Raw genomic sequence first — 23,955 nt, 5'->3', positions numbered from 1 at the left:
CTTTCCAAAGTCGAAGAGGGCGTGGAGAGGGGAAAGCCGCCGAGGCACAGGGCCTCGGCGGCGCGCGGATCAGATGAAGTCGGAGCTACCGTCCGTACCGTCGCTGTCCTGACCAGCGGTGACATCACGCGACGTGACTTCCGGCAGGTCCTCGACCTCGACTTCGAAGAGGGCGTCGTCCATGGATCTCTTCACCTCCCTTGCTGCGTGCTGAGGGCCGCGCCCGCCGAGGGCCGGCGGGTCGGGGACAGCCCTGTCTGCGCGGCCGCGAACGCATGGGCGTCGGCCGCGAGTTCGACCGCGCGGCTGACCGCGCGCGGCCCGTGGCCCACCCCGTGCTCGTAGCGCAGCAGGATGGGACGCGGGCCGCGCGTCCGTTCTTGGAGGGCCGCGCACATCTTCCGGGGATGGGCAGGGCCGGTGCGGGTGTCGCCGTGGAAACCGGTGAGGAGCACCGCCGGATACGCGGCGGGCGGAGTGCGGAGCACACGGTGGTAGGGGGAGTAGTCGAGTAGTGCCGCGAAATCCTCGGGGTCGGTGACGCTGCCGAATTCGCGGCTCCACATCGCGCCCAAGCCGAGCTGCGGGAAGCGGATCATGTCCGCGAGCGGGGCCAACGCGATGACTGCGGCGCACAGGTCCGGGCGGCGGGCGATCGCGGCCAGCACGAGCAGACCGCCGGCGGAGCCGCCGGAAAGGCACAGTTCGTCGCGGCGGCACTCTCCCCGGGCGACAAGGAAGTCCGCGGCGGCGACCAGGTCGCGGACCGCGCGTACTTTGTGCCGTCCAGCACCGGCGAGGTGCCAGGTGCGGCCGAAGTCGCCGCCGCCGCGCACGTGTGCCACGGCGTAGCGGCCGCCATGGCGCAGCCAGGCCAGCACGGTGGCGGAGAACCCGAACTGTCGAGGGCGGCCGAATCCGCCGTAGGCGTGCAGGATGGTGGGGCCCGGCGGGGTGCCGGGAAGCGCAAAGATCGTGAGGGGCACCCGGACCCCGTCGAAGGACAGGTACGACAGGCTGCGCCGTTCGATCGGGGTGCGCGGGGGCAGGGAGGCCGCGTGCGGTGGCCAAGGGACGGGGACGCCGTCCGCCCCGAGCGTGAACACCGTCAACGGGGTGGCCACGTCGGCGTAGCAGAAGTACACCTCCCCGCTGGTGTCCGCGGTTACCTGGGCGACCATGCCTTCCCCGGGCAGGGGGACCACCCAGTCGGCGCGGGCGCTGCCGGGGGTGTGGACGCGCAGTTCGCTGATGCCGAGCCGGGTGCGGGTGTACACCACGTCGACGGCGTCGGCACGGCCCGCCACCGCGAACCCGTCGAGGAGGGCGTCCGGGGCCTCGGGGACCACTTCCCGCCAGTGTTCCGGGGCGGGGGCGGCCGGGTCGGCCACACAGATCCGGCGCAGCGGGGCATGCCAGGTGGTGCGCAGGTACAGCAGGCCGTCTGGGCCTATCGTGGCCTCCGATTCCACGTCGCGGCCCACGTGCACCGGCCGCAGCACGGGAGCTTCGGGCGGGCTCGCGGCCAAGTCGGCCAGCCACAGGTCGTTGCGGTGCCCGGTGCCGTGGCTTTCGGTGACGACGAGCCACCGGTCGCGGTGGAGTCGCACGCCGGGCACGGTGCGTGCCGCTTGGCACGGGTGGACCAGCGTGTCCTCCTTGCGGCCTACCCGGTGCAGCCACACACCGCGCCGCCCGTTAGCGCTGTCGCGGCGCACGAAGTAGAACGCCGGTCCGTAGGAGGCGGGCAGCCACGCCACGTGGGCGTAGCGGACCCCGGGAATCGGAGGTTCGACGGGCCTGCCGGTGGCGACGGACAGGACGTGCAGTTCCCCGCGTTCGGTCCCGCCGTGCGACGTCTGGACTGCGACCAGGGTGCCGTCCGGGCTGGGCTCCCAGGCGTCGAGGGTGGTGGTGCCGTCCGGGTCGCCGACGGTCGGGTCGAACAGGACGCGTTCGCGGCCCGAAGGTTCGATGACGACGAGGCGAGGATGCTCGTCGCCGCCGTCGCGCCGGGTGGCGAACAGCAGACCGCCGCGCCGCAGGGGCGGAGACCACTGGGTGGTGGCGACCAGGTGGCGGATCTCCGCGGCGAGTGCGTCGCGCAGGGGCCAAGTCGGGAGAGCTGACTGGAACTCGGCGTCTCGGGCGGCGAGCCAGCGGAGGCAGCGCGGCGAGTCGTCGTCCTCCAGCCAGCGGTAGGGGTCAGGGACAGCAGCAGGCGACAAGAGACGCGGCGGGTTGCTGGGCACGCTTTGAAATACATCAACACCGCTGAAAGCGGGTCAAGGCAGGAACGGCTTACCTGACCAGCACAGGAATGTGACCCTTCCGCCATGTTTGACCCCGCCGGGACACGGGGCAGCCGCGGGGCCGAGTCCCGCTGGGACCGGTCTTACCGGGGGTTTGGCAGAAGCGCAGACCCCGAATCGAACATCTGCCGTGATTGGTTTAACAAAACAGAGGCGTCGTGGACGGCCACCGTGACCGGGCGGGCGGAGACCACGGCCAGCGCGGCGCGGTAGTCGGCCCCGGCGTCCAGGTCGCACAGCCACACCTGAGTGGGGGCTTCCGGCCCGTGCCAGGCCAGCAGGGCTGCAGCCGCATCGGGTGGACTGACCTCCACCGAGGTCAACCCCCCGGCCAGGCCTTGGCCGGTGGCTTTGAGGAGCGCCTCCTTGCGCGCCCAGTAGGTGAAGAAGCCCGCAGCACGGTCGGCGGCGTCGAGGGCACGCCACGCGGCGTGCTCCCGCGCGGTCAGTGCGTAGGAGGCGAGCCCGTCCAGATCGCGGTCGGTGATGCCCTCCACATCCAGCCCGACGGGGAGGCCACGGGTGAGGGCCACACCGACCCGGTCGCCCGAGTGGGTGATCGAGATCTCCCAGCCGGCCGCCGGACCGCCCGGATGCGGTTTGCCGTGCGGTTCAGGCCGGGTGCAGTGGCCGCAGCGGCGGTGGAAGACCACCTCGCGGGGGTCGCATCCGGCTGCGTGGGCGCAGAGGAGGCGCGCGAGGGCGTGCGCCACCGCGTAGCGGTCCCGGTCGTCGGAACGGCGGAAGCGGGAGTGGCGGGCCCGTTCGGTTTCGTCGAGCAGGCCGAGCAGCTCAGGGGAGGCGAGCGCAGGGGAGGCCCACCACACGTCGCAATGGTGGGAGGGAGACGTGGCAGACACCTCCCCATTGTGGCCTACGAGACCGGACCAGAGCGCACTGTGCCACCAATCACTCACAAAGGCTGATAGTTCACACACAAAAAATCGCCTAATAAGGCGAAAACGAACAAGTTCTGTGTTTGAATTGAGTCGTGGACAGTGCAGAGCGGATGGACCTCATCGTGGCTCGCCTCCGGGCTGAAGGGGAGGTGAGCGTTGCCGAACTTGCCGAACTCACCGGCCATTCGGAGATGACCATCCGCCGTGACCTGGACCACCTGGCGGATAAGGGCGTCCTGCGGCGCGTGCACGGGGGTGCAGTCAGCCTCCTACCACGTGGCCAGGAACCGCCCTACGCCATCCGGGAGCGCATGGCCGTCGACGCGAAGAAGCGCATCGGCCAGGCCGTGGGCGAACTCATCAGCGACGGGCAGGCGGTCCTCTTGGACCGGGGCACCACCGTCGTGGAGGTCGCCCGTGCTCTCGCAGAACGGCACGTCACCGTGATGCCGCTGTCGCTGCAAGCGGCAGCGGTGCTCAGCGAGAGCACCACGGTCCGGCTCCTCATGCCCGGGGGAGAAGTGCGTTCCGGAGAACTGGCCATGACCGGTCCGCTGACCGAGGCCTCTTTGGCCGCGGTCCGCTTCGACACTGCTGTACTGAGCTGTTGCGGGCTCTCCTTGGCCGACGGGGTCACCGCCTACGACCTGGCCGACGTCGCCATCAAACGGGCTGCGATGCGGTCGGCGCAGCAGGTCGTCCTGGCCGCCGACTCCACCAAGATCGGCCAGGTGACCATGGGCCATGTCGGCCCCGTCAGCGACTTTGACGTGCTGGTCACCGACACTGGTGCGTCCGACGACAGCGTCACCGAGATCCGGGCCGCCGGAGTGGCGGTCCACCGCGTCTGACTGACCGGACACCGGTCCCTACAGGGTCCCGCCGGTCCCCGCGGCGGTCGTCCGCCGCAGTCCACCGTCCCGCCTGCGATCGCCGCGACCCTGCGGTCCAGGCTGTCCCTGCTACCCCCCATCGGATTGGTGAGCCGTGGCTGAGAACCAGCACGAATTCCGTCTGCCCGTTTCCGTCAAGCTGCTCCGGGAGCGAACCTCCCGGCTCCGTCGCGCCCGCATCGCCGTGGTCGCCCACTTCTTCATCGCGGGCATGATCATCGCGGTCTGGGCATCCCGTATCCCCGAGGTCAAGCAGCGCGCCGGCCTCAACGACGGCGAGCTGAGCCTGGCCCTGCTCGGTATGGCGGTCGGCTCGCTGGCCGCCATGCAACTGGCCGGGCGCATGGTGGACCGCTACGGCAGCGGCGCAGTGATGCCGCCCGCAGCGCTGCTTGCCTCCCTCACCCTCATCGGCCCAGGATTCGCCAACTCCCTGCCCTACCTGTTCACCGCACTGGTCGCGGTCGGGCTCGGCAGCGGACTCCTGGGCGTGCCGATGAACGTGCACGCGGCCCGGGTAGAGCGGCGCTACGGACGCCCCATCATGGCCTCCTTCCACGCCGCTTTCTCCATCGGCGGCTTCACCGGAGCAGCCGTGGGCGGCGCCACCGCCTACTTCGACGTGGCCGCGCCGCTCACCTTCGCTGCCGTGGCGCTGGCCATGGCAGGGCTCGCCCTTGGGGTGCGCCCGTGGCTGCTGCGGGGCCGCGACGTGGACACCGTGGCCGCTACCCGCCCCACCCCAGCCCCACCGCGACCGCAACGGGGGATACCGTGGCGGATCGTCCTGTTCGGGGTGGCAGCGTTCTGCTGCATGCTCGCCGAAGGCTCCGTCACCGACTGGGCCGCGGTCTACCTGCACGACGCACGGGGCGCGTCCGGGGCCGTAGCCGCCCTCGGCTTCTCCGCATTCTCCGCCCTCATGGCGGCGGGCCGCCTGGTCGGCGACCGGCTCACCGCCACCCTGGGCGCAGTGGCGATCGTGCGCGGCGGCGCGCTGGTGGCCACCGCAGGACTGACCCTGATCCTGGCCACCCCGTGGGCAGGGACCGGGATCGCCGGGTTCGCTCTCATGGGTGCCGGACTGTCCTGCATCATCCCGCACGTGTTCGGTGCGGCCGTGGAGTACGACCCGCGGCGCGCGGGCCGCAACCTCAGCTTCGTCTCCGGCATGGGCCAAGTGGGCCTGTTGAGCGGCCCGGTCGCGATCGGCGCGGTCGCGCACACCATCGACATCGCTATGGCGCTGGTGGTCCCAGCCGTGCTGTGCCTGGGGATCGCCGTCGTGGCGCCCGCGCTGCGCGGAGCAGTCGCCACGCGCAACGCTTCCGTGGACGCTACGGCATGACCTCGCGGGGGATCAGGCAGTCCGTCCTGTCCCCCGCGCTATCTTCTGCTGACCTCGCCCACGACGCGTGTAAGAACCGGATAAAGGGGGAATGCGTCCGCTGAGGTCGTGAGAGGAAGGTCGGCATGTCACCGCTGATCCTGCTCGGCATCGGCGCTCTCGCTGGTTTCGTCGTCTTCGTCATCCTGTTTATCCTCGCCCTGACACTGGGGGAGGTCCCGGAGAGCGCAGTGCACCCCGCCGACTACGCGGACGATGAGGCGATAGAACAGACCCTGCGCGCCCACGGGGTCCGTTTTTGCTGATGAATGCCCCCTATGATCATCCTCAACCCGCATCGGGTCTGAGGGGAGTGAGGGGTGGAAAGATGACGGTGCAGGACCGGCCCGCGTTCGCCGCCCGGCGCCGGGAACTCATCGTGGAACTGTTGCGCGCCCACGGCACGATGGCCCTCCGCGACCTGGCCCATGAACTCCAGGTCTCCGAGGTGACAGTCCGCCGGGACGTCCGGGTCCTGGAAGCCCAAGGAGTATTGGACCGCCGCAGGGGAGGCGCCTCTCTTCCCGGCTACCAGGGTCGGCGCAGCCAGGAGCAGACCACCACCCCGGAACTGGTGGCGATCGCCCGCACCGCCGCAACCCTGGTCGCGGAAGGAGACGCGATCGTCCTCGGCCCGGGCGAGGCGACCGCGGCACTGGCCGCCGAACTGGTCCGCCGCCGCGGCCTGACCGTGGTGACGAACTCGCTGCGCAACGCCCAGATCCTGGCAGACGCTCCTGAAGTAGAAGTAGTCGTCACCGGGGGAATCCTGCGCGGCGCTGACCTGGCGCTCGTCGGCGGGGCCGCCGAACAGGCGTTGGAAGGGCTGCGGGTGCGCCGCGCTTTCCTCACCGGACACGGGGTCACCGCGGAGCGGGGGGTGAGCACCTCGAACGCGGCGATCGCCGGAGTGGACCAGGCACTCGCTGCCTGCGCCGAAGAAGTGATCGTGCTGGTCGACCACACCCGGCTGGGGACCGACACCATGGTGCAGACCGTCGCCCCCGAGTCCATTGAACACCTGGTGACCGACAGCAACGCCGACCCGGAAGTACTGCTGACCTTCGAAGACATGGGAACCACCGTGCATGTGGCGGTGCCCGACCCCGACCGGGGCCGGTAGCGGTACGTCCCAGCGCTGCTACCCGCAGGCAAGAGAAAGCCGCTACGCTGAGCCGAGTCCGATAGTTGGAGGCTCGTTGCCATGCCTGTTGCGGTCACACTCCCCGAACCGTGGTCCCGCTCTCGGCTGAGTGTCGTCGTCCCCACCTACAACGAGGCGGAGAACCTGCCGGTCCTCGTCGAACAGGTTTTGGCGCTCCCCTTGCCGGAGCTGCGTCTCGTCGTTGTGGACGACAACTCACCGGACGGCACCGGTGAGCTCGCCGACAAGCTTGCTGCCGCGCATCCGGGGCGGATCACGGTCGTGCACCGCACCGCTAAGGACGGGCTCGGCCGGGCCTACGTGGCGGGCATGACCCGCGCCCTCGCCGACGGCGCAGAGTTCGTCGCCCAGATGGACGCCGACCTCTCCCACCCGCCGTTCTACCTTCCGCAACTGCTGGGCACCATGCTGTCCACCAATGCGGGAGTGGTCATCGGCAGCCGGTACGTGGCGGGCGGCAGCCTGTCGCAGGAGTGGGGACTGCGCCGCCGCCTGCTCAGCACCTGGGCCAACGCCTACGTCAAGGCGATCCTGGCGATGCCGCTCCGCGACATCACGTCCGGGTTCAAAGTGTGGCGGCGCAGCGCGCTCGAAGCCATCGACCTGCCCAGCATCCACAGCAGCGGCTACAGCTTCCAAGTGGAAATGCACTTCCGCGCCTACCGCCGCGGCCAGAAGATCGTGGAGATCCCCATCCACTTCGAGGACCGCGCTGAAGGCCACAGCAAAATGGACCTGGCAGTCCAGGTCGAGTCAGCGCTGCGTCCTTTCCTCCTGCTCCGCCACGAGCGGGCCCGCTCCCGGCACCGCACCTGAACCAGGCCGCGCCGGGCACGGTCAGAAAGGCTTGGCGGCCTTCTGCCGCCCCACACCGCCCAGCAGTTGCGACACCCGCTGCGGCGTGACCCCCAGACAGTAGGCGATCTCCCGGCCGTTCAACCCCTCCCTGTGAAGCCGGGCGACGACCGCGCGGGCCTGCCGCGCTGCTTCCTGCTGCGCCTGTGCTGCCTGGCGGGCAGCCTCCCGCGCCTGCCGGATCATCGCCTCGATCTCCGGGGCGAGGCAGACCACGACGTCCACGGCAAACGAGTCGTCCGGGACCCCCAGCGCAGCGGCGATCGACTCGCGCGCCACCGCTTCAGCCTGGGTCACCTTCGCTGCCGTCGCTGCCCCCACCCCTTCAATGTGGAGTTCCCAGCCCGCACCGCGGCGGTGCGCCCGGACTTGAAACCTCCTCATCCACCCTCCCCGCATCCTCCCCACCAGGCAAATCTAGATCAGGGAGCCCCAGAGAGGCCGGAAAAGCGCGCAGCGAGCCGCCACCGCAGGACAGCAGCGCGGCGCCCCGGCACCCTGGCAGGGCGCCGGGGCACGCCCACGACAGCGGCTACTGGGCAGCCAACTGCTCGGTGACCGAGACCCGGGAGGCGCGGTGCGCGGGAAGCACCGCGGCAAGCAGGCCAGCCACGACCGCCACCGCCACCAGGCCAGCGATCTCCGCGACAGGGACCGTGAAGATCAAGCCCATGAGGGTGACTTTCCCCGCGGCCCACCCGAACAGCAGGCCCAGGGCGATCCCCAGCGCACCGCCCGTCACGGAGAGCAGCACTGCCTCCACGGCGAGCATGCGACGCAACTGCGGCCGAGTCAGCCCCAGCGCGCGCAGCAGCGCCGACTCGCGGCTCCGCTCCAGCACGGACAGCGCCAGCGTGTTGGCGACCCCGAACACCGCGATGATGACCGCCAGCCCCAGCAAGGCGAGGATGACGAGGAACACGGAGTTGAGGAGTTCTTCGAACTCCAGCTTCATCTGGGAGACGTTGGCGACCTGCACTTGCGGGTAGTCAGCGATCGCCGCGTTGACCGCGTCGGTCACTTCCTTGGGGGAGGCGTCCGCGGCAGCCGTGATGTAGGCCTGGGAGTCCGGCACGTCCGGGAAGAGCCGCTCGAAGTCGTCGACGGAGACGAGCACACCGAGAATTCCGCCGCCGGCAGGCAGGATGGCCACCACCGTGGGGGACAGGTCGCCGTGCTCGGTGTGCAAGGACAGCGAGTCCCCGATGCCGACCTCGTGCTTCTGGGCGAGGTTCTCCGAGATCGCAGCCGTTCCCGGGACCACGTCAGCCAGGTCCCCTTCCTGTGCTTCCCCGATGTCCGTGCCGAGCTTCGCGTGCGGGAAGGCCGTCACCGGCGTGTTGTTGTCGTCCTGTTCGGTGCGCTGGGTGACCACGGTGGAGATCGCCGGAGAGGACCGCAGCTCCGCCACGACTTCAGCGGGCAGCTCCTGGTACTGGCCTGCCTGGTCCGGGTCGAGCTGGGTGACCATCATGTAGTCGACGGGGAACTGCTCATCGAGGCGGGTCTCCAGCGTGTCGAGCATCGAAGCGTTGACCACCGAGTAGCCGGTGATCAGGGTGGTGCCGACCGTCAACGCGATCATCGCGGCCGCTGCCCTCCGCGGCGCCCGCAGCGCATTGTCTACGGCTAGCGACGCAGGCACCCCGAAACGCCGTACCAGCCAGCCCAGGACGGTGATAACACCACGCACGATCAACGGCGCCCACACTGCCACGCCGACGAAGCACACCAGGCCTGAGGCCACCACCAGGATCATGGCGATCTGGTTCGGCTCCAAGCGCAGCGCCACCGTCAGCAGCGCTGCCGAGCCGAGGAGGAACAGCGAGCCGGTAACGGCCCGCAGCCAGCCGACACGCCGGTTCTGCTCCTCGGTCAGCGCACTGCTCCGCAGGGCAGCCAGCGGGGGGACGCGGGTGGCGCGCACCGCGGGGTGCAGCGCGGATGCCACACTGGACAGCACCCCGACGAGCAGGCCCACCACAATCGGGACAGCGGTGATGACCAGCGGGCTCGACGTCGTCGAATCGGTGATGAAGCGCTCTCCGAGGGCGAATGCGCCCCAACCGAGCCCGATCCCCGCGACGACCCCGACCGCGGAGGCAGCCATCCCCACCACGAGCGCTTCCACCAGGACAGCGCGGAAGACCTGGCCGCGGGTGGCGCCCACGCAGCGCAGCAGCGCCAGTTCCCGCTGCCGTTGGGCCACCAGGATCGTGAACGTGTTGTGGATCACCAGCGCGGCAACGAACACCGAAACGGCCGCGAACAGCAGCAGTGCCGTGGTGAAGATTCTCGCCTGGACTCCCGCTGTGCTCGCCAGTTTCTCCCCGTACTCGCGGCCGGTGTACACGTCAGCGTCCGCGCCTAGGGCGTCGGCCACCGCGGATTCCGCTTGATCCGCGGGCACCCCTTCGGCGGCACGCACGTAGATCTCCCGGTATCCAGTAACTCCGGTCATCCGCTGGGCGGTGTCGAGGGTGAAGGCGACCGCGCCCCGGTAGCTGATCGAGGTCTCCGGTCCGAAGTCGATCACCCCGGTCACTGTGAAGTCGTGTTTGGTGCCTTCCGGGTCGAGCACGGTGACCGTGTCGCCTACCTCGAAACCGCTGCTCGCCGCGGTGGCTGTGGCGAGCGCCACTTCGTTTGCGGTGCTGGGGAGGCGTCCTTCAACCGCGTCGTAACGCGGGACGTCGCCCCCCACAGAGATGCCCACCGTGGGAACCGTGCCCAGGGCGCGCCCTTGCTCGTCCAGCAGCGGCGCGGATCCGATGACGGCTCCCGTAGCTGCAGCGACTTCGGGAAGCTCGCGGACGCGGCGCAACGCCGACTCGTCCAGCAGCGGTGGCTCGTCTTCGTCGGCCGAAGTTCCCGTGGCGAGGGCGATGACGTCGACCCGGTCCATGGAGCCCATTGCCTGCACCGTGAAACTGCGGTGCAGGGAGTCGCCGAAGACGAGGGTGCCGGTGACGAAGACGACACCCAGGATGATGGCGAGAGAGGTGGCTATCAGCCGCCGCCACGCGAAACGCAGCCCAGCCAGTGTAGTGCGCAGCACGGGTCAGCCCTCCAGTCCAGCGAGCCGGTCGAGGATGAGCTGCGGGGTGGGGTGGGTGACGTCGTCGACCACCCGGCCGTCCCGCAGGAACACCACCCGGTCGGCGTAGGAGGCGGCGATCGGGTCGTGGGTGACCATCACGATGGTCTGCCCTAGTTCGCGGACCGAGTCGCGGAGGAAGGACAGCACTTCCGCGCCGGAACGGGAGTCGAGGTTGCCGGTGGGCTCGTCGGCGTAGAGCACTTCAGGGGAGCCCACGAGGGCCCGGGCCACCGCCACCCGCTGCTGCTGGCCGCCCGACAGTTTGGCGGGCAGGTGCTCCAACCGGTCGGCGAGGCCGGTGACCTCCACGATGTGGCGGAACCGCTCCGGGTCGACTTTGCGCTTGGAGATCTGGGAGGGGAGCAGGATGTTCTGCCGCGCAGTGAGCATCGGCAGCAGGTTGAACGACTGGAAGACGAAACCGATCCGGTCGCGCCGCAGCAGCGTCAGCTGCTTGTCGCTCAAAGCGGTCAGTTCCGTTGCCCCGAGGCGCACCGAACCGGACGTGGGCGTGTCCAGCCCGGCCATGCAGTGCATGAGCGTGGATTTCCCGGAACCGGAGGGCCCCATGATCGCGGTGAACGCGCCTCGTGCGAAGGACACGTCCACCCCGTCCAAGGCACGGACCGGTTCTCCCCCGGTCGGATAGACCTTGGTCAGTCCTTGGACGACAACAGCGTGGGGCTCCGCGGTCCCCGAAGGTGCGGGGGGTGTAGGCACGGTGGTTCTCCCTCGTCGAGATGGAACAGAACAACGTCAGATACCTCGACGCTAAATCCGCGCACTCCCCGAGAATCTCCGCCGCGCAGGCGATTCCTGCGTCCCCGAAAGAAAGGGGAGAAACGGCGGGAAACCGACTTTCGAAGAACGGCACCACCAACTTTCGTCGATCCGGGAATCCCGTCTTCAGGGGGAAGAAGCCCTGTTAACCAGGCTTTTAGACTCTCAGGTATGACACGGCGGTGGGGCGAACGGGTGTACGCGGCGTGGCAGTGGGGCAAGCAGCACCGCTTCACGCTGGCCGATGTCGGCTACGCGATATTTTTCTTCCCTCTGATCGTCGGGGGGATGGCTATCTCCGTCGTCGCTAGCGAACGCGGGGAGTGGGGTCTGGGTTACCTGCCGAGCCAGCTCTATGAGGTCTCCCCGGTCGCCGCGATGCTCGTGGGTGCCCAGCTCATCCTGGTCATCCCCTGCCTGGTCGCAGCAGCCATCCTGGTCCGCCGCCGCCGCCCCGAACTGCTGCTGGCGTCGAGCCTGCTGCTGATCGTGCTGTTCGGGAACGTCTGGGCAGCGCCTGTCGCGCTGTACAGCTATGCGGCGTGGTTCACCAACCGGTGGCGCCCGCTCGCGCTGTGGGCGGCCGCCCACAGCGCGGCGCTGGCGTTCGTCTACACCATGTGGGAGCCGTTCCTCATCATCCCGCTGGGAGTCACGTTCATCCTGCTCCCTCTCTTTTTCGGTATGTGGGTGGGGACGCGCCGGCAGCTCGTGGAGAACTTGCGGGAGCGCGCCGAACGGTTGGAACGGGAGCAGCATCTGCGCGCGGAGACCGCGATCGCTGCGGAACGCACCCGGATCGCCCGGGAGATGCACGACGTCGTCGCCCACCGGGTGAGCCTCATGGTGCTGCACGCGGGCGGTCTGGAAGTCTCCGCGCCGGATGAGCGTACCGCTGAGATCGCGGAACTGATCCGCACGACCGGCCGGGAAGCGCTCAGCGAACTCCGGGAGATCCTCGGCGTGCTGCGGAACGGGGAGGCGGCGCCTACCGCCCCCCAGCCGGTTTTGGACGATGTGGGCAGCCTGATCGACGCCGCGTGCGCTGCCGGGGCCAACGTCGACCTCACCACGACGGGAACTCCGCGCCCGTTGAACGCCCAAGTGGAACGCACCGCATACCGGGTGGTGCAGGAAGCGCTCACCAATGCGGTCAAGCACGCCCCGGGGGCGGAGATCGACGTCCGGATCGACTACGGCAGGACCGCGCTGACCGTTACCGTTGTCAACGGCCCTGCCACGGTGAAGGTCGCCAATCCCGTGCCTGACAGCGGGTACGGCCTGATCGGCCTGCGGGAGCGGCTGGCTCTCGTCGGGGGAACTTTTGTGGCGGGTCCACTTGCAGACGGCGGGTGGTGGGTGCGCGCTATCATCCCCGCGGCTCCCACCGAAACTCCCCGTCCTGCAGAGGAGATCTCGTGATCTCGGTTCTCGTGGTCGACGACGAGCAACTGGTACGTTCCGGACTGCGGATGATCCTGGAGTCCGCGCCTGACCTGGAGGTCGTGGGGGAGGCCGCGGACGGTGCCGAGGCCGTGGCCTTGGCGCGGAAGTTGCAGCCCGATGTGGTGCTGCTGGACATCCGCATGCCGGGCATGGACGGGCTGACCGCTGCCGCGCATCTCGCGGAACTCCCCAACGCGCCCAAAGTGGTGCTGCTCACCACGTTCGACTTGGACGAGTACGTGCACCGCGGGTTGCGGGCCAAAGCCGTGGGGTTCCTGCTCAAGGACACTCCGCCGCGGGACCTGATCACTGCGGTGCGCACCGTGTACGAGGGTAACGCGATGCTCGCGCCCAGTGTCACCAAGCGCATGCTGGAGCGGTTCGCGGCTCCTAGCGGGAACAGTGCCGCGGAGGCGGCCCGGCGGTTGGAAGTGTTGAGCGAACGGGAGCGCGCAGTGCTGGTCGGTGTGGCCCGCGGGTTGTCCAACGCGGAGATCGCGGCAGAGCTCGGCATGCGCGAGGCCACGGTCAAAGCCCATGTCAGCCGTATTCTGACCAAGCTGGAGAAGAACAACCGGGTGCAGATCGCGATTCTCGCCCACGACGCCGGGCTGGTGTGAGGGCAGCGGCCGGTAGCGGTGCGTGCGGGACGTGAGTCCCGCCTTTATGAGCCCTGTCCACTGCAGCGGCTAAAACACTGCGAAGAAACGGGAAGGCCCGTCTCGTAAGAAAACCGGGCGGATTCTTTCAAGGCCCGCTGCGCCAAAGAGAGGGTCCCGGTCTTTTCCGGGGAAGACGCGGATTGCTCCCTGGAGGTTCCCGCTACGCGGAATGGGAGATCCCGGCCCGGTGTCGCGTGCCGGAAATCTTTTTCTTTCCGATAGCGGCGGAGTATTTCAGCGCGATTGTTGCGGGATTTTCGCGTGGATTCGTGCTCGGGGTGACCGAGGGCGGCGGTTGGCTTTTCCGTGCTAGCCGCACGGGGTGGGTGAGCCGCGGAAACAATGCGTCCAGGGGCGCGGAGAGGGCGGCGCAGCAAGGGGGACTCGGCTGGATGGCGGCGGGGAGGAAGCCTGGTGGGAACAGCTCCGCGCACCACCCCGAAAATACCAGACTGACTGGACGGTATGTTCCTGGAGTCCCGTGGTCTCTCCGGTAAGAGCGCTCAGGGTATATTCCTGTTGCCCAGTGAGATACCGGCCAGTCGGTCAATTGGTAGAGGAGTGGCGATGAGTGTGGAGAACCCGCCTGGGCTGGACTTGCAGCGGCTGCACGCCTACCTCGACGAGGTGCGGCCCGGTCTGGTCACCGGTCCGTTGACCGGGGAACTCATCGAAGGGGGACGCTCCAACCTCACCTACTCCGTCACCGACGGCACCACACGGTGGGTTGTGCGCCGCCCCCCGCTCGGCCACGTCCTGCCCACCGCGCACGACATGGCCCGCGAATACCGGGTCATCTCTGCGCTCGCCGACACCGACGTTCCCGTCCCCGCTGTAGTCGCGCTCTGCGAAGACACCTCCGTCATCGGCGCCCGCTTCTACATCATGGAGTTCGTGCCGGGCACCCCGCTCCGCCGGGCAGACCAGCTCGCCAGCAGAGGTCCGCACCGCACCCGCGACATCGCGCTGCGGCTGATCGACACCCTCGCCGCCCTGCACTCGGTGGACCCCGCGGCCGTCGGACTCGCCGACTTCGGCCGCCCGCACGGTTTCCTCGAACGCCAGGTCCGCCGCTGGGGCAAACAACTCGACGCCTCCCGCAGCCGCGACCTGCCCGGCATCGACGAGCTGCGTGCCCGCCTCGCCGACACCGTGCCGGAGTCGGGGGCAGCCGCCATCGTGCACGGCGACTACCGGCTGGACAACGTGCTCGTCGACACCGACGACCGGATCACCGCCGTCCTGGACTGGGAGATGTCCACCCTCGGCGACCCGCTCACCGACCTCGGGCTCATGCTCGTCTACTTCAGCGACGAGATCCTCGCCACCCCCGGGCCCAGCGACGTGCACCGGGCCCCCGGCTTCCCCACCACCGACGAGCTCATCGCCCGCTACGCGGAACGCTCCGGCCGCGACATCTCCCGGCTCGACTGGTACACCGGCCTGGCGTTCTTCAAACTCGCCGTCATCCTGGAAGGCATCCACTACCGCTACGTCCAAGGCAAGACCGTCGGCAGCAACTTCGAATACATCGGCCAGGTCGTGCCGGTCCTCGTCGAAGGCGGCCTCGCCCGTCTCTCCGCCTGAGGCCCGCCGCGCAGCAGGCCCCGGGCAGCCGCGGCACGACTCCTCGGCTGCACCCCGCCCAACCCGGTCCGCCGCGCACCGGGTTGGGGCTACCCGGCGGTAGGTGGATACTCTGCTGTGCGTTCCACACACGTCTGTTGTTTCTGCCTGGCAGGGTTTCGGAGGTGCCGTCATGTCTCGCTCGGTTCTGGTCACCGGTGGCAGCCGCGGAATCGGTCTGGCCATCGCCAGGGAGCTCAAGGAAGCGGGCGACGACGTCGCGGTGACCTACCGCACCGGGCAGCCCCCGGAAGGACTGTTCGGGGTCCAATGCGACATCACCGACAGCGCCCAGGTGGACGCCGCTTTCAAGCAGGTGGAGGAGGCCCACGGCCCGGTCGAGGTCCTGGTCGCCAACGCGGGCATCAACAAGGACCAGTTGCTGGCCCTCATGAGCGAAGAAGACTTCAACGCGGTGCTCGACACCAACCTGACCGGCGCGTTCCGGGTGGCCAAGCGCGCAGTGCGCGGCATGATGCGTAAACGCAGTGGCCGCATCATCCTCATCTCCTCCGTGGTCGGCCTGGCCGGGTCGCCGGGACAGGCGAACTACGCCGCATCCAAGGCCGGGCTCGTGGGCTTCGCCCGCTCGCTCGCCCGGGAACTCGGGTCCCGCAACATCACCGTCAACGTGGTCGCCCCCGGCTACATCGAGACCGACATGACCGCGGCGCTGCCCGAGAAACGCCAGGAGGAGATCAAGAAGAACGTGCCGCTGGGCCGGTACGGCACCACCGCCGACGTGGCGAAAGCCGTGCGGTTCCTCGCCAGCGAGGACGCCGGCTACATCACGGGTGCGGTCATCCCCGTCGACGGCGGCCTCGGCATGGGCCACTGACTCTGTCCACACCAGCCACCCGTCAAGGAACGAGACAACGCATGGGAATTCTCGAAGGCAAACGCATCCTGGTCACAGGCGTCCTGACCGACTCCTCCATCGCCTTCCACGTGGCACGGCTGTGCCAGGAGCAGGGGGCCACCGTGGTCCTCACGGGATACGGTCGGCTCACTCTCGTGGAGCGGATCGCTAAGCGGCTGCCCGAACCCCCGCCGGTTCTCGAACTGGACGTCACCAACGACGAGCACCTCGACACCCTCGCCGACCGGGTCGCCGAGCACGTCGACGGGCTCGACGGCATCGTCCACTCCATCGGCTACACCCCGCAGGAGGCGCTCGGCGGCAACTTCCTCAACACCCGCTGGGAGCACGTCGCTACCGCGCTCCACACGTCCACGTTCTCCCTCAAATCCCTCACGACCGCGCTGCTGCCGCTGATGAAGAACGGCGGCTCGGTGGTGGCGCTGGACTTCGACAACAGCGTCTCCTACCCCATCTACGACTGGATGGGCGTGGCCAAGGCCGGACTGGCCTCCACCGCCCGCTACCTTGCCCGCTACCTCGGTGAGCAGAAGATCCGGGTCAACCTGGTCTCGGCCGGGCCGCTGAACACCATGGCAGCCCGCAGCATCCCCGGCTTCGAGGAGCTCGCCGCGGAATGGCCGAAGCGCGCCCCGCTGGGCTGGGACATCACCGACCCGGAACCCGCGGCCCGCGCGGTCGTGGCCCTGCTGTCGGACTGGTTCCCCGCCACAACCGGGGAGATCGTGCACGTCGACGGAGGATTCCACTCCACCGGCGCATGATCCGGTGAACGGTCGGCTCCCGGGTAGTCGCGTCCCGGGAGCCGACGTACGGGCACGGACGAGAGGAGACGGGCATGGAGCTGGGACTGCGTGGTGCCGCGGTGCTGGTCACCGGAGCAAGCCGGGGGATCGGCCGGGCGATCGCCCAAGTCTTCGCTGAAGAAGGCGCCAACCTGGCGATCTGCGCCCGCACCCGGGCACCGCTGGAAGTCGCGGCACGACAGTTGCGCGAGACCGGCGCGATCGTCATGGCCCGGGAAGTGGACGTCGCCGACGCCCCGGCGCTGCGCGCGTTCGTCGACGAGGCAGCAGCCGAACTCGGCGGCCTCGACGTGGTCGTCTCCAACGTCTCCGGCGGCGGCGCCGTGGGATGGGAAGGAGCCCTGCGCACCGACATCCTGCCGTTCACGGTCCTCACCGACCAAGCACAAGAACACCTCGCCTCCTCCCAACGCGGCGGCGCAGTCATCCTCATCTCCAGCACTTCTGCGCTGCACGTCACCGCACCGTCCGGTCCCAAGCCCTACGGCGCGGTCAAAGCAGCCCTCAACCACCACGCCACCGCCTTGGCCCGGGCGCTGGCACCCCGGGGCGTGCGGGTCAACATCGTCTCTCCCGGCCCCATCGAGTTCGAAGGCGGCAGCTGGGCCCGGCGGCGGGACACCGACCCCGACTACTACGCGAGTGTGCGGGCCCGCATCCCGTTCGGTCGGCTCGGCCGCCCCGAGGAAGTCGCCCGGGCGGTCGCGTTCCTCGCCAGCCCGGCCGCGAGCTTCATCACCGGCGCCAACCTGGTGGTCGACGGCGGTTTCCTGGACCGCCTCTAAACCGGCCAGCGGCCTGCACCGGTTCAACTCCAGACGCCCGAAGCGTCCTCAAGCGCCCGGAAGTCCCCACAGCCTCACCCCTCGCGGAGGAGCCGCACCAGCCGGGTTGCCCGGGAGACGTCAGGAACACCGCGCACCGCCTTCGCAAGCGCGTCCCCGGCCGCGTTGACGATCGACACGTGCCGTTCCCCCAAAGCCAGCGCGGTGCGCACCGCTGGACGCGACAGCGCCGCATCCGGGGTGAACACCACGACCACGGCAGGCCACGTGCCACCCAGTGCGGCCGCCAGCGGCACCACCCACCCCGGGCGCAGATGGGCCGCCTGGGTCACCGTGACCGTGGAGCCGTCAGCCAGCTCGACGATGCTGCTGGCCCCGCTCTGCCCGCGCAGCACACCCGTGTCCCCGGGCGCATATCCGTGGCCGCGGCCCGCCAACAGCACCCGGTCGCCCACATCCAGGCCCCCCACCAGACCCGGACCAGGGTTGAACCGGGCCTTGCACACCGCGTTGAGCTCGGCAGCACCGGCCGGACCGTCGGGAGCCGCCGTGACCACCTGCACCTGGGCGAGGTCTACACCGAACGTGCGGGGAATGGAATCCGTCACCAGCTGCAGGGTGCGGTGCACGGCCTCCTCCGCCGACCCGGTTGGCACGACCACCACCTCGTGCCCGGGAGCATCCACCCGCTCCGGCAGCCGACCCGCGCCGACCTCAGCGGCCAGCGCCGCCTGCGCCGTCGGCCGGGCATCGTCCGGCAGGGCAGCCACCGCCACAGTCCGCGAAGCGATCAGATCGGCCACCACCTGCCCGGGCCCCGCCGAAGGCAGCTGTGCGGGATCAGCCAGAAGCACCAAGTGCGCGTGCCCGGGGCAGGCCGCAGCCAGAGCCGCGAACGTCTCCGTGTCCAGTGCCGTGGCCCGGTCGACCACGACCAGGCCGCACTCGGCAAGAGCGTGATCGTCCAAGGCCGCGGCCACCGTGCGCGCCCGTATCCCTTCCTCGGCCAACACCCGGTTGAGAGCGGCCGCCCCGCTCGCCTGGGGGGTAAGCAGTGCCATCCCTGTCTGGCTCTCCACGGCGATCGCCGCGGCATAGCGGATCGTCGCCAGCCGCGCCTCCTGCGCCGCAGGCCCGGCCACCACCACAGTGACGCCGCGCAACGCCACCGTGACTAGGGCGGCCACCAGCTCGGGTGCGGGGTCGTGGCCTGCCTTCTCCGCCGCCGCTTGCACGGTCTCCGCCGCGGTCGCCGAGTCCATGATCGGCTCGCTCGCGGTCAACCGGACCAGCTCCCGGGCCAGCCGCTGTTCGGCTTCCCCCAGGGACGCCAACGCGAGGAACCGGTCGGGGGCGGGAGGCTCCGGCAGGTCACCGTCGAACTCGCTGTCGTCCCCCTCCTCCGGCATGTCCTCGATGAGTCGCACCCGGTCGTCCTCAGCGGCCGCCTGCCCTGCCGCGTCCGGCGCCGTCACCCCCAGGCTGCGCAGCGCCCGCGCGACCCGGGCGTACTCGACCGCGGTATGCCCTTCCCGGGCAGCGCGCCGCACCAGGCGGACCACGAGGGCACGCACCCGCCGCGGATCGTCGGGACGGGCCGCGGCGCCGAGCAGCGTGCGCGCACAGAAATCCGCTTGGCGAGGGGTGACCGACGAGAGTTCCAGCAACTGCCACGGGTCAGCGGTGAGCCGCGCGGCAGCGTCCGGGCCGAGCACGGCCACCAGCGGGGCCGCCAGCCGGTCAGGCGCCCCCATGCGGGTGAGCGCCTCACGCGTCCGCGCAACAGCATCGTCCAGGACAGCAGGGGAGGGATCGACCACGGTAGGGAACCTCACAGGCTCAGACCGGACACGGGCGGAAAGCCACCCCCGTGAGCTTAGTGGGGCGCGCGCTCCGCTTCACGGCGCCGCAACCAAAGCCGCGGCCCGCGGTCACACCGCGGCAGCCGACGCGTCAGCGAGCGCCTCGCTGATCTCCCGGGGCAGCACCACGTTCTCCGCGGCCAGGATCTCCGACAACTGGGCGACCGTGCGCGGCCCCACGCACGCCGCAGCCACCCCCGGCTGGCTGAGCACCCAACGCAACGCCACCCCCAACGGGGGCACGCCCAGTCCTTGCGCGGCCGTGTACACCGACTCCACGATACGGCGGCCCTGCTCATCCAAGTAGGGTTCCACAAACGACGCCATGTGCGCGCTCGCGCCCCGCGAATCGCGGGGCACCCCGGTACGGTACTTGCCGGTCAACACACCGCGCCCCAGCGGCGACCATGCGAGAATTCCCACTCCGCAGGCTCTGGCGGCCGGCAGCAGCTCCCGCTCGCATTCCCGGTTCAGCAGCGAATACTCGGTGCCCACCGCCACGATCGGGGAACTGCCTGACGCCAGCGTCGCCTGCTGCCAGGTGGCGTAGCGCGCCAACTGCCAGCCTGTCACCTGCCCCACCCCCACATAGCGCGCCTTCCCGGACGCCACCGCGGAGTCCACCGCTGCGAGAGTTTCCTCCAGCGGCGTGGTGGGGTCGTACACATGGAGCTGCCATAAGTCCACGTAATCGGTCTGCAACCGCCGCAGGGACGCTTCCAAAGCGGCCAGCAGATGCCGCCGCGAAGTGTTGCTGGGACGCCGACGATCCAGACAGTGCCCCGCTTTGGTCGCTATGATCACGTCGTCCCGACGAACCACGGTGGGCAGCAACCGTCCGAGGATGCGTTCTCCCTGCCCGCCTTGGTAGATGTCGGCGGTGTCGATGAGTGTGCCGCCCGCGTCCACAAACGTCGCGAGCAGGTCGGCCGCCTCACCCTCCTCGGTATCCTCGCCCCAGGTCATCGTGCCTAGGGCGATGGTGGAGACCCACAGGCCCGATCTGCCCAGATGTCGCTGTTCCATGGCGCGGAGAGTACCGTCTCACGACAGTCGAGCGATACCGCTCTTCCACACGTGGACGCCCGGTGCGCGCTAAGCTTCCCGGGTCTTTCCGCACTGCGCGGTGCGGTCCTCATCACGCCCCCCATCATGTCGCCCTTCTGTGACCAGGAGCCGAATCCGCCGTGTCCATCATCGAGGCCATCATCCTTGGGCTGGTCCAAGGATTAACCGAGTTCCTGCCGATCTCCTCCAGCGGCCACCTGCGTATCGTCGCGGCCTTCTCCGGCTGGCCAGACCCCGGCGCGGCGTTCACCGCGGTCAGCCAGATCGGCACCGAGCTCGCCGTGCTGATCTACTTCCGCAAAGACGTGGGGAACATCCTGGCGACGTGGTTCCGTTCCCTGGGCAACAAGGAGCTGCGCCGACACATCGATGCGCGCATGGGCTGGTACGTCATCATCGGCAGCATCCCCATCGGGGTGGCGGGCCTGCTGTTCGAAGAGCAGATCAGCGCGCCCTTCCGGGACCTGCGGCTGACCGCGCTCACCCTGATCGTCTTCGGCGTCCTGCTGGGGATGGTGGACCGCTACTCCCGCAAGCACCGGGAACTGACCGACCTCAACGCCCAGCGCGGCCTCATCTACGGGCTGTTCCAGATGCTCGCGCTGATCCCCGGCGTCTCCCGGTCCGGTGCCACTGTCACCGGTGGCATGCTCATGGGTTTCAAACGGGAAGCCGCCGCCCGCTACGCCTTCCTGCTCGCCATGCCCGCCGTGTTCGCGTCCGGGCTCTACAAGCTCAAGGACATCGGCGGCAACGAGTACGCGGGCGTGGGCGCCACGATCGTCGGCACCCTGGTGGCGTTCGCTGTCGGCTACGCGGTGATCGCCTGGTTCATGCGGTTCATCTCCACCAACAGCTTCATGCCGTTCGTCTACTACCGGATCGCCTTGGGCATCCTCATCCTCGCCCTGGTCAGCTTCGGCGTGCTGACCCCCGAATCCGGAGCGGAGTTCGAAGGCAGCGCGGCTTCGGTGACCGCAGCCGAAGCGACTCACTAGGGTACGGGGCATGGCGAACTCATCCAGGACCGCGGCCGTGACCCTCCTGCTGGTGCGGCACGGTCTGACCGCGGCCACCGGGAAGACACTGGCAGGATGGACGCCCGGCATCCACTTGGACGAGCGGGGCCGGGCCCAGGCAGCGGCGCTCGCGCAGCGGCTGGCGTCCCTCCGCGTGGACGCCATTGTCAGCAGCCCGCTGGAACGCTGCGTGGAAACCGCACAAGCGGTCGCCGACACGGTCGGCGTGCCCGTCACCGTGGACGAGCGGTTCGGAGAGTGTCGCTACGGAGAGTGGACCGGACGCCCCCTCACCGAGCTTGCCAAGGACGACCTGTGGCCGGTCGTCCAGGCCTACCCCAGTGCCGCGCGCTTCCCCGGAGGAGAAAGCCTCGCCGAGACCGCGCACCGCGCGGTCTCGGCCGTGCACGACTACAACACGCGGCTGCTCGCCCAGCACGACACGCCCGTCTACCTGGTGTGCAGCCACGGGGATGTGATCAAAGCGATTCTGGCTGACGCGCTCGGCCTGCACCTCGACCAGTTCCAGCGCATCCAGATCGACCCGTGCTCGCTGAGCGCGGTCCGCTACACCAGGCTGCGCCCGTTCGTGCTCCGGATCAACGACGTGGGAGGCGGCACGGCAGGGCTGCGGCCCCCCGAGGACGCCACGGGGGACGCCGTCGTCGGTGGCGGGGCAGGAGAAGCCTGATAGAAAAGGAAGAGTCAAGCCCACCAAGCACAAACCCAGACCCATCCACGGAGTCCCCGTCGATGCCCCTATACCAGTACGACTCCCCGGACCGGTTCGTCGTCGGCACCGTCGGTCCGCCCGGGGAACGCACCTTCTTTCTCCAAGCGGTGGAAGGCGGTCGTATCACCAGCGTCGTCTTGGAAAAAGCACAGGTGGCTGCGCTGGCGGAACGCGTTGGGGAACTCCTGGAGGAGGTGCGCCGGCGGTTCGGGGACGCACCCGACCTGCACGAGGTTGCGGAAAGCGACAACGACCCGCTGCAACGCCCCATCGAGGAAGAGTTCCGGGTCGGCACCCTGGCCCTCGCCTGGGACGCGCAGACCCGCCGGGTCATCGTGGAAGCCCAGCAGCTCCGTGGACCCGACGAAAGCGGGGAATCCCCCCGAGTACAAGCGTTCGCCGACGACGTGCCCTACGATGTTCTGCGCGTCCACCTCACCCCCGCGGAAGCCCGGGCTTTTGCGGAGCGTGCGCGGCGCGTGGTCGCAGCGGGCCGCCCCAACTGCCCCTTGTGCGGCAACCCCCTCGACCCCGGCGGGCACATCTGCCCGCGCCAGAATGGCTACCGTCCCGTGCACATCATGTAGCTGGTTGTCCCCTCGAAACGGAGTTCCATGACCGCGGCACCGCACGGCCGCCCCACCGACGACGAGGACCTCACTCTGCTGCGCTACGGGCGTCTCACCGTGCTGGGCAGGCTTACCGGAGCCTCCAACACCACCCTGTACTGCGAGGTGACCGACGGTAGCCGGACAGCGGCGTGCGTGTACAAACCGGTGGCGGGGGAGCGGCCGCTGTGGGACTTCCCGGACGGCACACTCGCTGGACGCGAGGTCTCCGCGCACGCGGTGTCCCAAGCATTGGGCTGGAACCTCGTCCCGCCCACCGTCTACCGGGAGGACGCCCCGCACGGCCCCGGCATGGTGCAGTTGTGGATCGCTGCGGACACCAGCGTGGACCTGGTCGCGCTCGCCCGGGACAGCACCAACCCCCAACTGCGGCTGATGGCGGTCTTCGACGCGGTCATCAACAACTCTGACCGGAAGATCGGCCACCTGCTGCCCACCCCGGACGGCCACCTCTACGGCTGTGATCACGGAGTGTCGTTCTCCGCGGAGTACAAGCTGCGCACCGTGCTGTGGCAGTGGGCGGGTCAGCCGCTGCCCGAACCGGCCGTGGTACGGCTTGACGCGCTTCGGGCGATGCTCCAGGACCCGGGCAGCGACGTGGCCCGTGTCCTCGCCCGCCACCTGACCCCGCAGGAACGGTATGCGACACTGCGCCGCGTCGAAGTGCTCTGCGAGCACCGCATCCACCCCTACCCTCCCGAGGACTGGCCTGCGCTGCCCTGGCCGCCGATCTGATCCCGACCGCACGCTCAGGAATCCCGGGTGTCCCGTTCCCGGGAGAGCCACCGGGCGTCCACGACGCGGATCACGGTGATGATCGCGGCCGCTACCCCCGCCACCGCCAACGCGGTGCCCACCGCAGCGGGGTCGCTCATATCCAACGCGAAGAACGCCTGCCCCACGGGGGTGAGCAGCGCTGCCAGCAGCAGCCCCACCATGGCAGCGACCAGCACCGCCTTCCACCACACATAAGGGCGGGCCACGAGCAGCAGCACCCACAGCGTGGTGGCACACAGCGTGATCAGTACCGCCGTACGGTCGGCCAGCG

At 69.4% G+C, this 23,955-nt stretch carries 22 protein-coding genes and 1 pseudogene; 15 read left to right on the top strand and 8 right to left on the bottom strand.

Features of this window, described 5'->3' with window-relative positions:
* Positions 1–191: 191 nt before the first annotated feature.
* Together TF1_RS05585 and TF1_RS05580 are read right to left on the bottom strand one after the other, a co-directional pair.
* Entirely contained in the window at positions 192–2,252 is a 2,061-nt protein-coding gene (locus TF1_RS05585; RefSeq protein WP_016188861.1) for a prolyl oligopeptidase family serine peptidase, read from the bottom strand.
* A 143-nt stretch (positions 2,253–2,395) separates the two neighbouring features.
* Entirely contained in the window at positions 2,396–3,172 is a 777-nt protein-coding gene (locus TF1_RS05580) for a 4'-phosphopantetheinyl transferase family protein (protein ID WP_227480887.1), read from the bottom strand.
* 131 nt (positions 3,173–3,303) lie between these two features.
* Here TF1_RS05580 and TF1_RS05575 point away from each other — a divergent pair, with 131 nt between their 5' ends.
* From TF1_RS05575 to TF1_RS05555, 5 genes are all read left to right on the top strand, one after another.
* A complete protein-coding gene (locus TF1_RS05575; protein ID WP_038043852.1) occupies positions 3,304–4,062 on the top strand; it encodes a DeoR/GlpR family DNA-binding transcription regulator in 759 nt (252 codons plus the stop codon).
* Between the two features lie 136 nt (positions 4,063–4,198).
* Positions 4,199–5,452, top strand: a complete 1,254-nt coding sequence (locus TF1_RS05570) for an MFS transporter (RefSeq protein WP_011292277.1) — start codon at positions 4,199–4,201, stop codon at positions 5,450–5,452.
* Between the two features lie 125 nt (positions 5,453–5,577).
* Positions 5,578–5,757: a hypothetical protein gene (locus tag TF1_RS05565; protein WP_011292276.1), complete on the top strand. Its 180-nt coding sequence runs from the start codon at positions 5,578–5,580 to the stop codon at positions 5,755–5,757.
* A gap of 62 nt (positions 5,758–5,819) precedes the next feature.
* Positions 5,820–6,614, top strand: a complete 795-nt coding sequence (locus TF1_RS05560; protein ID WP_011292275.1) for a DeoR/GlpR family DNA-binding transcription regulator — start codon at positions 5,820–5,822, stop codon at positions 6,612–6,614.
* A gap of 81 nt (positions 6,615–6,695) precedes the next feature.
* Positions 6,696–7,472 carry a polyprenol monophosphomannose synthase gene (locus tag TF1_RS05555; protein ID WP_011292274.1) on the top strand — a complete coding sequence of 259 codons (777 nt, stop codon included), beginning with the start codon at positions 6,696–6,698 and terminating at the stop codon, positions 7,470–7,472.
* A 21-nt stretch (positions 7,473–7,493) separates the two neighbouring features.
* On the opposite strand, the gene TF1_RS05550 is transcribed toward TF1_RS05555, so the two are convergent.
* The 3 genes from TF1_RS05550 to TF1_RS05540 all read right to left on the bottom strand — a co-directional run bounded on the left by TF1_RS05550 (position 7,494) and on the right by TF1_RS05540 (position 11,331).
* A complete protein-coding gene (locus TF1_RS05550; protein ID WP_011292273.1) occupies positions 7,494–7,895 on the bottom strand; it encodes a hypothetical protein in 402 nt (133 codons plus the stop codon).
* 148 nt (positions 7,896–8,043) lie between these two features.
* Positions 8,044–10,569 carry an ABC transporter permease gene (locus tag TF1_RS05545; RefSeq protein WP_011292272.1) on the bottom strand — a complete coding sequence of 842 codons (2,526 nt, stop codon included), beginning with the start codon at positions 10,567–10,569 and terminating at the stop codon, positions 8,044–8,046.
* Between the two features lie 3 nt (positions 10,570–10,572).
* Entirely contained in the window at positions 10,573–11,331 is a 759-nt protein-coding gene (locus TF1_RS05540) for an ABC transporter ATP-binding protein (RefSeq protein WP_011292271.1), read from the bottom strand.
* A gap of 231 nt (positions 11,332–11,562) precedes the next feature.
* Here TF1_RS05540 and TF1_RS05535 point away from each other — a divergent pair, with 231 nt between their 5' ends.
* The 6 genes from TF1_RS05535 to TF1_RS05510 all read left to right on the top strand — a co-directional run bounded on the left by TF1_RS05535 (position 11,563) and on the right by TF1_RS05510 (position 17,596).
* Positions 11,563–12,813, top strand: a complete 1,251-nt coding sequence (locus TF1_RS05535; protein ID WP_011292270.1) for a sensor histidine kinase — start codon at positions 11,563–11,565, stop codon at positions 12,811–12,813.
* Positions 12,810–13,457: a response regulator gene (locus TF1_RS05530; protein WP_011292269.1), complete on the top strand. Its 648-nt coding sequence runs from the start codon at positions 12,810–12,812 to the stop codon at positions 13,455–13,457. Before TF1_RS05535 ends, TF1_RS05530 begins: the two co-directional genes overlap by 4 nt.
* Positions 13,458–14,066: 609 nt before the next feature.
* Positions 14,067–15,086, top strand: coding sequence for a phosphotransferase family protein (locus tag TF1_RS05525; RefSeq protein ID WP_011292268.1), 1,020 nt, complete (start codon positions 14,067–14,069; stop codon positions 15,084–15,086).
* A gap of 172 nt (positions 15,087–15,258) precedes the next feature.
* Positions 15,259–15,963 carry a 3-oxoacyl-[acyl-carrier-protein] reductase gene (gene fabG / locus TF1_RS05520; protein WP_011292267.1) on the top strand — a complete coding sequence of 235 codons (705 nt, stop codon included), beginning with the start codon at positions 15,259–15,261 and terminating at the stop codon, positions 15,961–15,963.
* 41 nt (positions 15,964–16,004) lie between these two features.
* Positions 16,005–16,769, top strand: a complete 765-nt coding sequence (fabI, locus tag TF1_RS05515; protein WP_011292266.1) for an enoyl-ACP reductase FabI — start codon at positions 16,005–16,007, stop codon at positions 16,767–16,769.
* A gap of 74 nt (positions 16,770–16,843) precedes the next feature.
* Positions 16,844–17,596, top strand: coding sequence for an SDR family NAD(P)-dependent oxidoreductase (locus TF1_RS05510; RefSeq protein ID WP_011292265.1), 753 nt, complete (start codon positions 16,844–16,846; stop codon positions 17,594–17,596).
* A gap of 74 nt (positions 17,597–17,670) precedes the next feature.
* Here the strand turns inward: TF1_RS05510 and TF1_RS05505 are convergent, their stop codons facing one another.
* Positions 17,671–19,416 carry an AAA family ATPase gene (locus TF1_RS05505; RefSeq protein ID WP_011292264.1) on the bottom strand — a complete coding sequence of 582 codons (1,746 nt, stop codon included), beginning with the start codon at positions 19,414–19,416 and terminating at the stop codon, positions 17,671–17,673.
* 111 nt (positions 19,417–19,527) lie between these two features.
* Entirely contained in the window at positions 19,528–20,484 is a 957-nt protein-coding gene (locus TF1_RS05500; RefSeq protein ID WP_011292263.1) for an aldo/keto reductase, read from the bottom strand.
* A gap of 161 nt (positions 20,485–20,645) precedes the next feature.
* Between TF1_RS05500 and TF1_RS05495 the strand changes: the two genes are divergently transcribed.
* The 4 genes from TF1_RS05495 (at position 20,646) to TF1_RS05480 (ending at position 23,642) form a co-directional block, all read left to right on the top strand.
* Positions 20,646–21,524 (top strand): undecaprenyl-diphosphate phosphatase, encoded by an 879-nt coding sequence (locus TF1_RS05495; protein WP_011292262.1) that lies wholly within the window; start codon positions 20,646–20,648, stop codon positions 21,522–21,524.
* 10 nt (positions 21,525–21,534) lie between these two features.
* Positions 21,535–22,236: a histidine phosphatase family protein gene (locus TF1_RS05490; RefSeq protein ID WP_011292261.1), complete on the top strand. Its 702-nt coding sequence runs from the start codon at positions 21,535–21,537 to the stop codon at positions 22,234–22,236.
* Positions 22,237–22,298: 62 nt separating this feature from the next.
* Positions 22,299–22,865: a DUF3090 domain-containing protein gene (locus TF1_RS05485; protein ID WP_011292260.1), complete on the top strand. Its 567-nt coding sequence runs from the start codon at positions 22,299–22,301 to the stop codon at positions 22,863–22,865.
* 27 nt (positions 22,866–22,892) lie between these two features.
* Positions 22,893–23,642 carry an SCO1664 family protein gene (locus TF1_RS05480; RefSeq protein WP_061783709.1) on the top strand — a complete coding sequence of 250 codons (750 nt, stop codon included), beginning with the start codon at positions 22,893–22,895 and terminating at the stop codon, positions 23,640–23,642.
* Between the two features lie 14 nt (positions 23,643–23,656).
* Here the strand turns inward: TF1_RS05480 and TF1_RS05475 are convergent.
* Positions 23,657–23,955: pseudogene (locus TF1_RS05475) on the bottom strand (cation-translocating P-type ATPase); the annotation flags it as partial.

It is taken from the genome of Thermobifida fusca NBRC 14071 = JCM 3263, assembly GCF_001592045.1.
GTDB lineage: Bacteria > Actinomycetota > Actinomycetes > Streptosporangiales > Streptosporangiaceae > Thermobifida > Thermobifida fusca.
This window is presented reverse-complemented; position numbering and strand designations above follow the sequence as displayed.

What these genes read in the sequence shown, in the direction of transcription:
- TF1_RS05565 (WP_011292276.1), top strand. Translation starts at nt 5,578, where the DNA reads ATGTCACCGCTGATCCTGCTCGGCATCGGCGCTCTCGCTGGTTTCGTC.
- TF1_RS05560 (WP_011292275.1), top strand. Translation starts at nt 5,820, where the DNA reads ATGACGGTGCAGGACCGGCCCGCGTTCGCCGCCCGGCGCCGGGAACTC.
- TF1_RS05555 (WP_011292274.1), top strand. Translation starts at nt 6,696, where the DNA reads ATGCCTGTTGCGGTCACACTCCCCGAACCGTGGTCCCGCTCTCGGCTG.
- TF1_RS05550 (WP_011292273.1), bottom strand. Translation starts at nt 7,895, where the DNA reads ATGAGGAGGTTTCAAGTCCGGGCGCACCGCCGCGGTGCGGGCTGGGAA.
- TF1_RS05535 (WP_011292270.1), top strand. Translation starts at nt 11,563, where the DNA reads ATGACACGGCGGTGGGGCGAACGGGTGTACGCGGCGTGGCAGTGGGGC.
- TF1_RS05525 (WP_011292268.1), top strand. Translation starts at nt 14,067, where the DNA reads ATGAGTGTGGAGAACCCGCCTGGGCTGGACTTGCAGCGGCTGCACGCC.
- fabG (WP_011292267.1), top strand. Translation starts at nt 15,259, where the DNA reads ATGTCTCGCTCGGTTCTGGTCACCGGTGGCAGCCGCGGAATCGGTCTG.
- fabI (WP_011292266.1), top strand. Translation starts at nt 16,005, where the DNA reads ATGGGAATTCTCGAAGGCAAACGCATCCTGGTCACAGGCGTCCTGACC.
- TF1_RS05510 (WP_011292265.1), top strand. Translation starts at nt 16,844, where the DNA reads ATGGAGCTGGGACTGCGTGGTGCCGCGGTGCTGGTCACCGGAGCAAGC.
- TF1_RS05500 (WP_011292263.1), bottom strand. Translation starts at nt 20,484, where the DNA reads ATGGAACAGCGACATCTGGGCAGATCGGGCCTGTGGGTCTCCACCATC.
- TF1_RS05490 (WP_011292261.1), top strand. Translation starts at nt 21,535, where the DNA reads ATGGCGAACTCATCCAGGACCGCGGCCGTGACCCTCCTGCTGGTGCGG.
- TF1_RS05485 (WP_011292260.1), top strand. Translation starts at nt 22,299, where the DNA reads ATGCCCCTATACCAGTACGACTCCCCGGACCGGTTCGTCGTCGGCACC.
- TF1_RS05480 (WP_061783709.1), top strand. Translation starts at nt 22,893, where the DNA reads ATGACCGCGGCACCGCACGGCCGCCCCACCGACGACGAGGACCTCACT.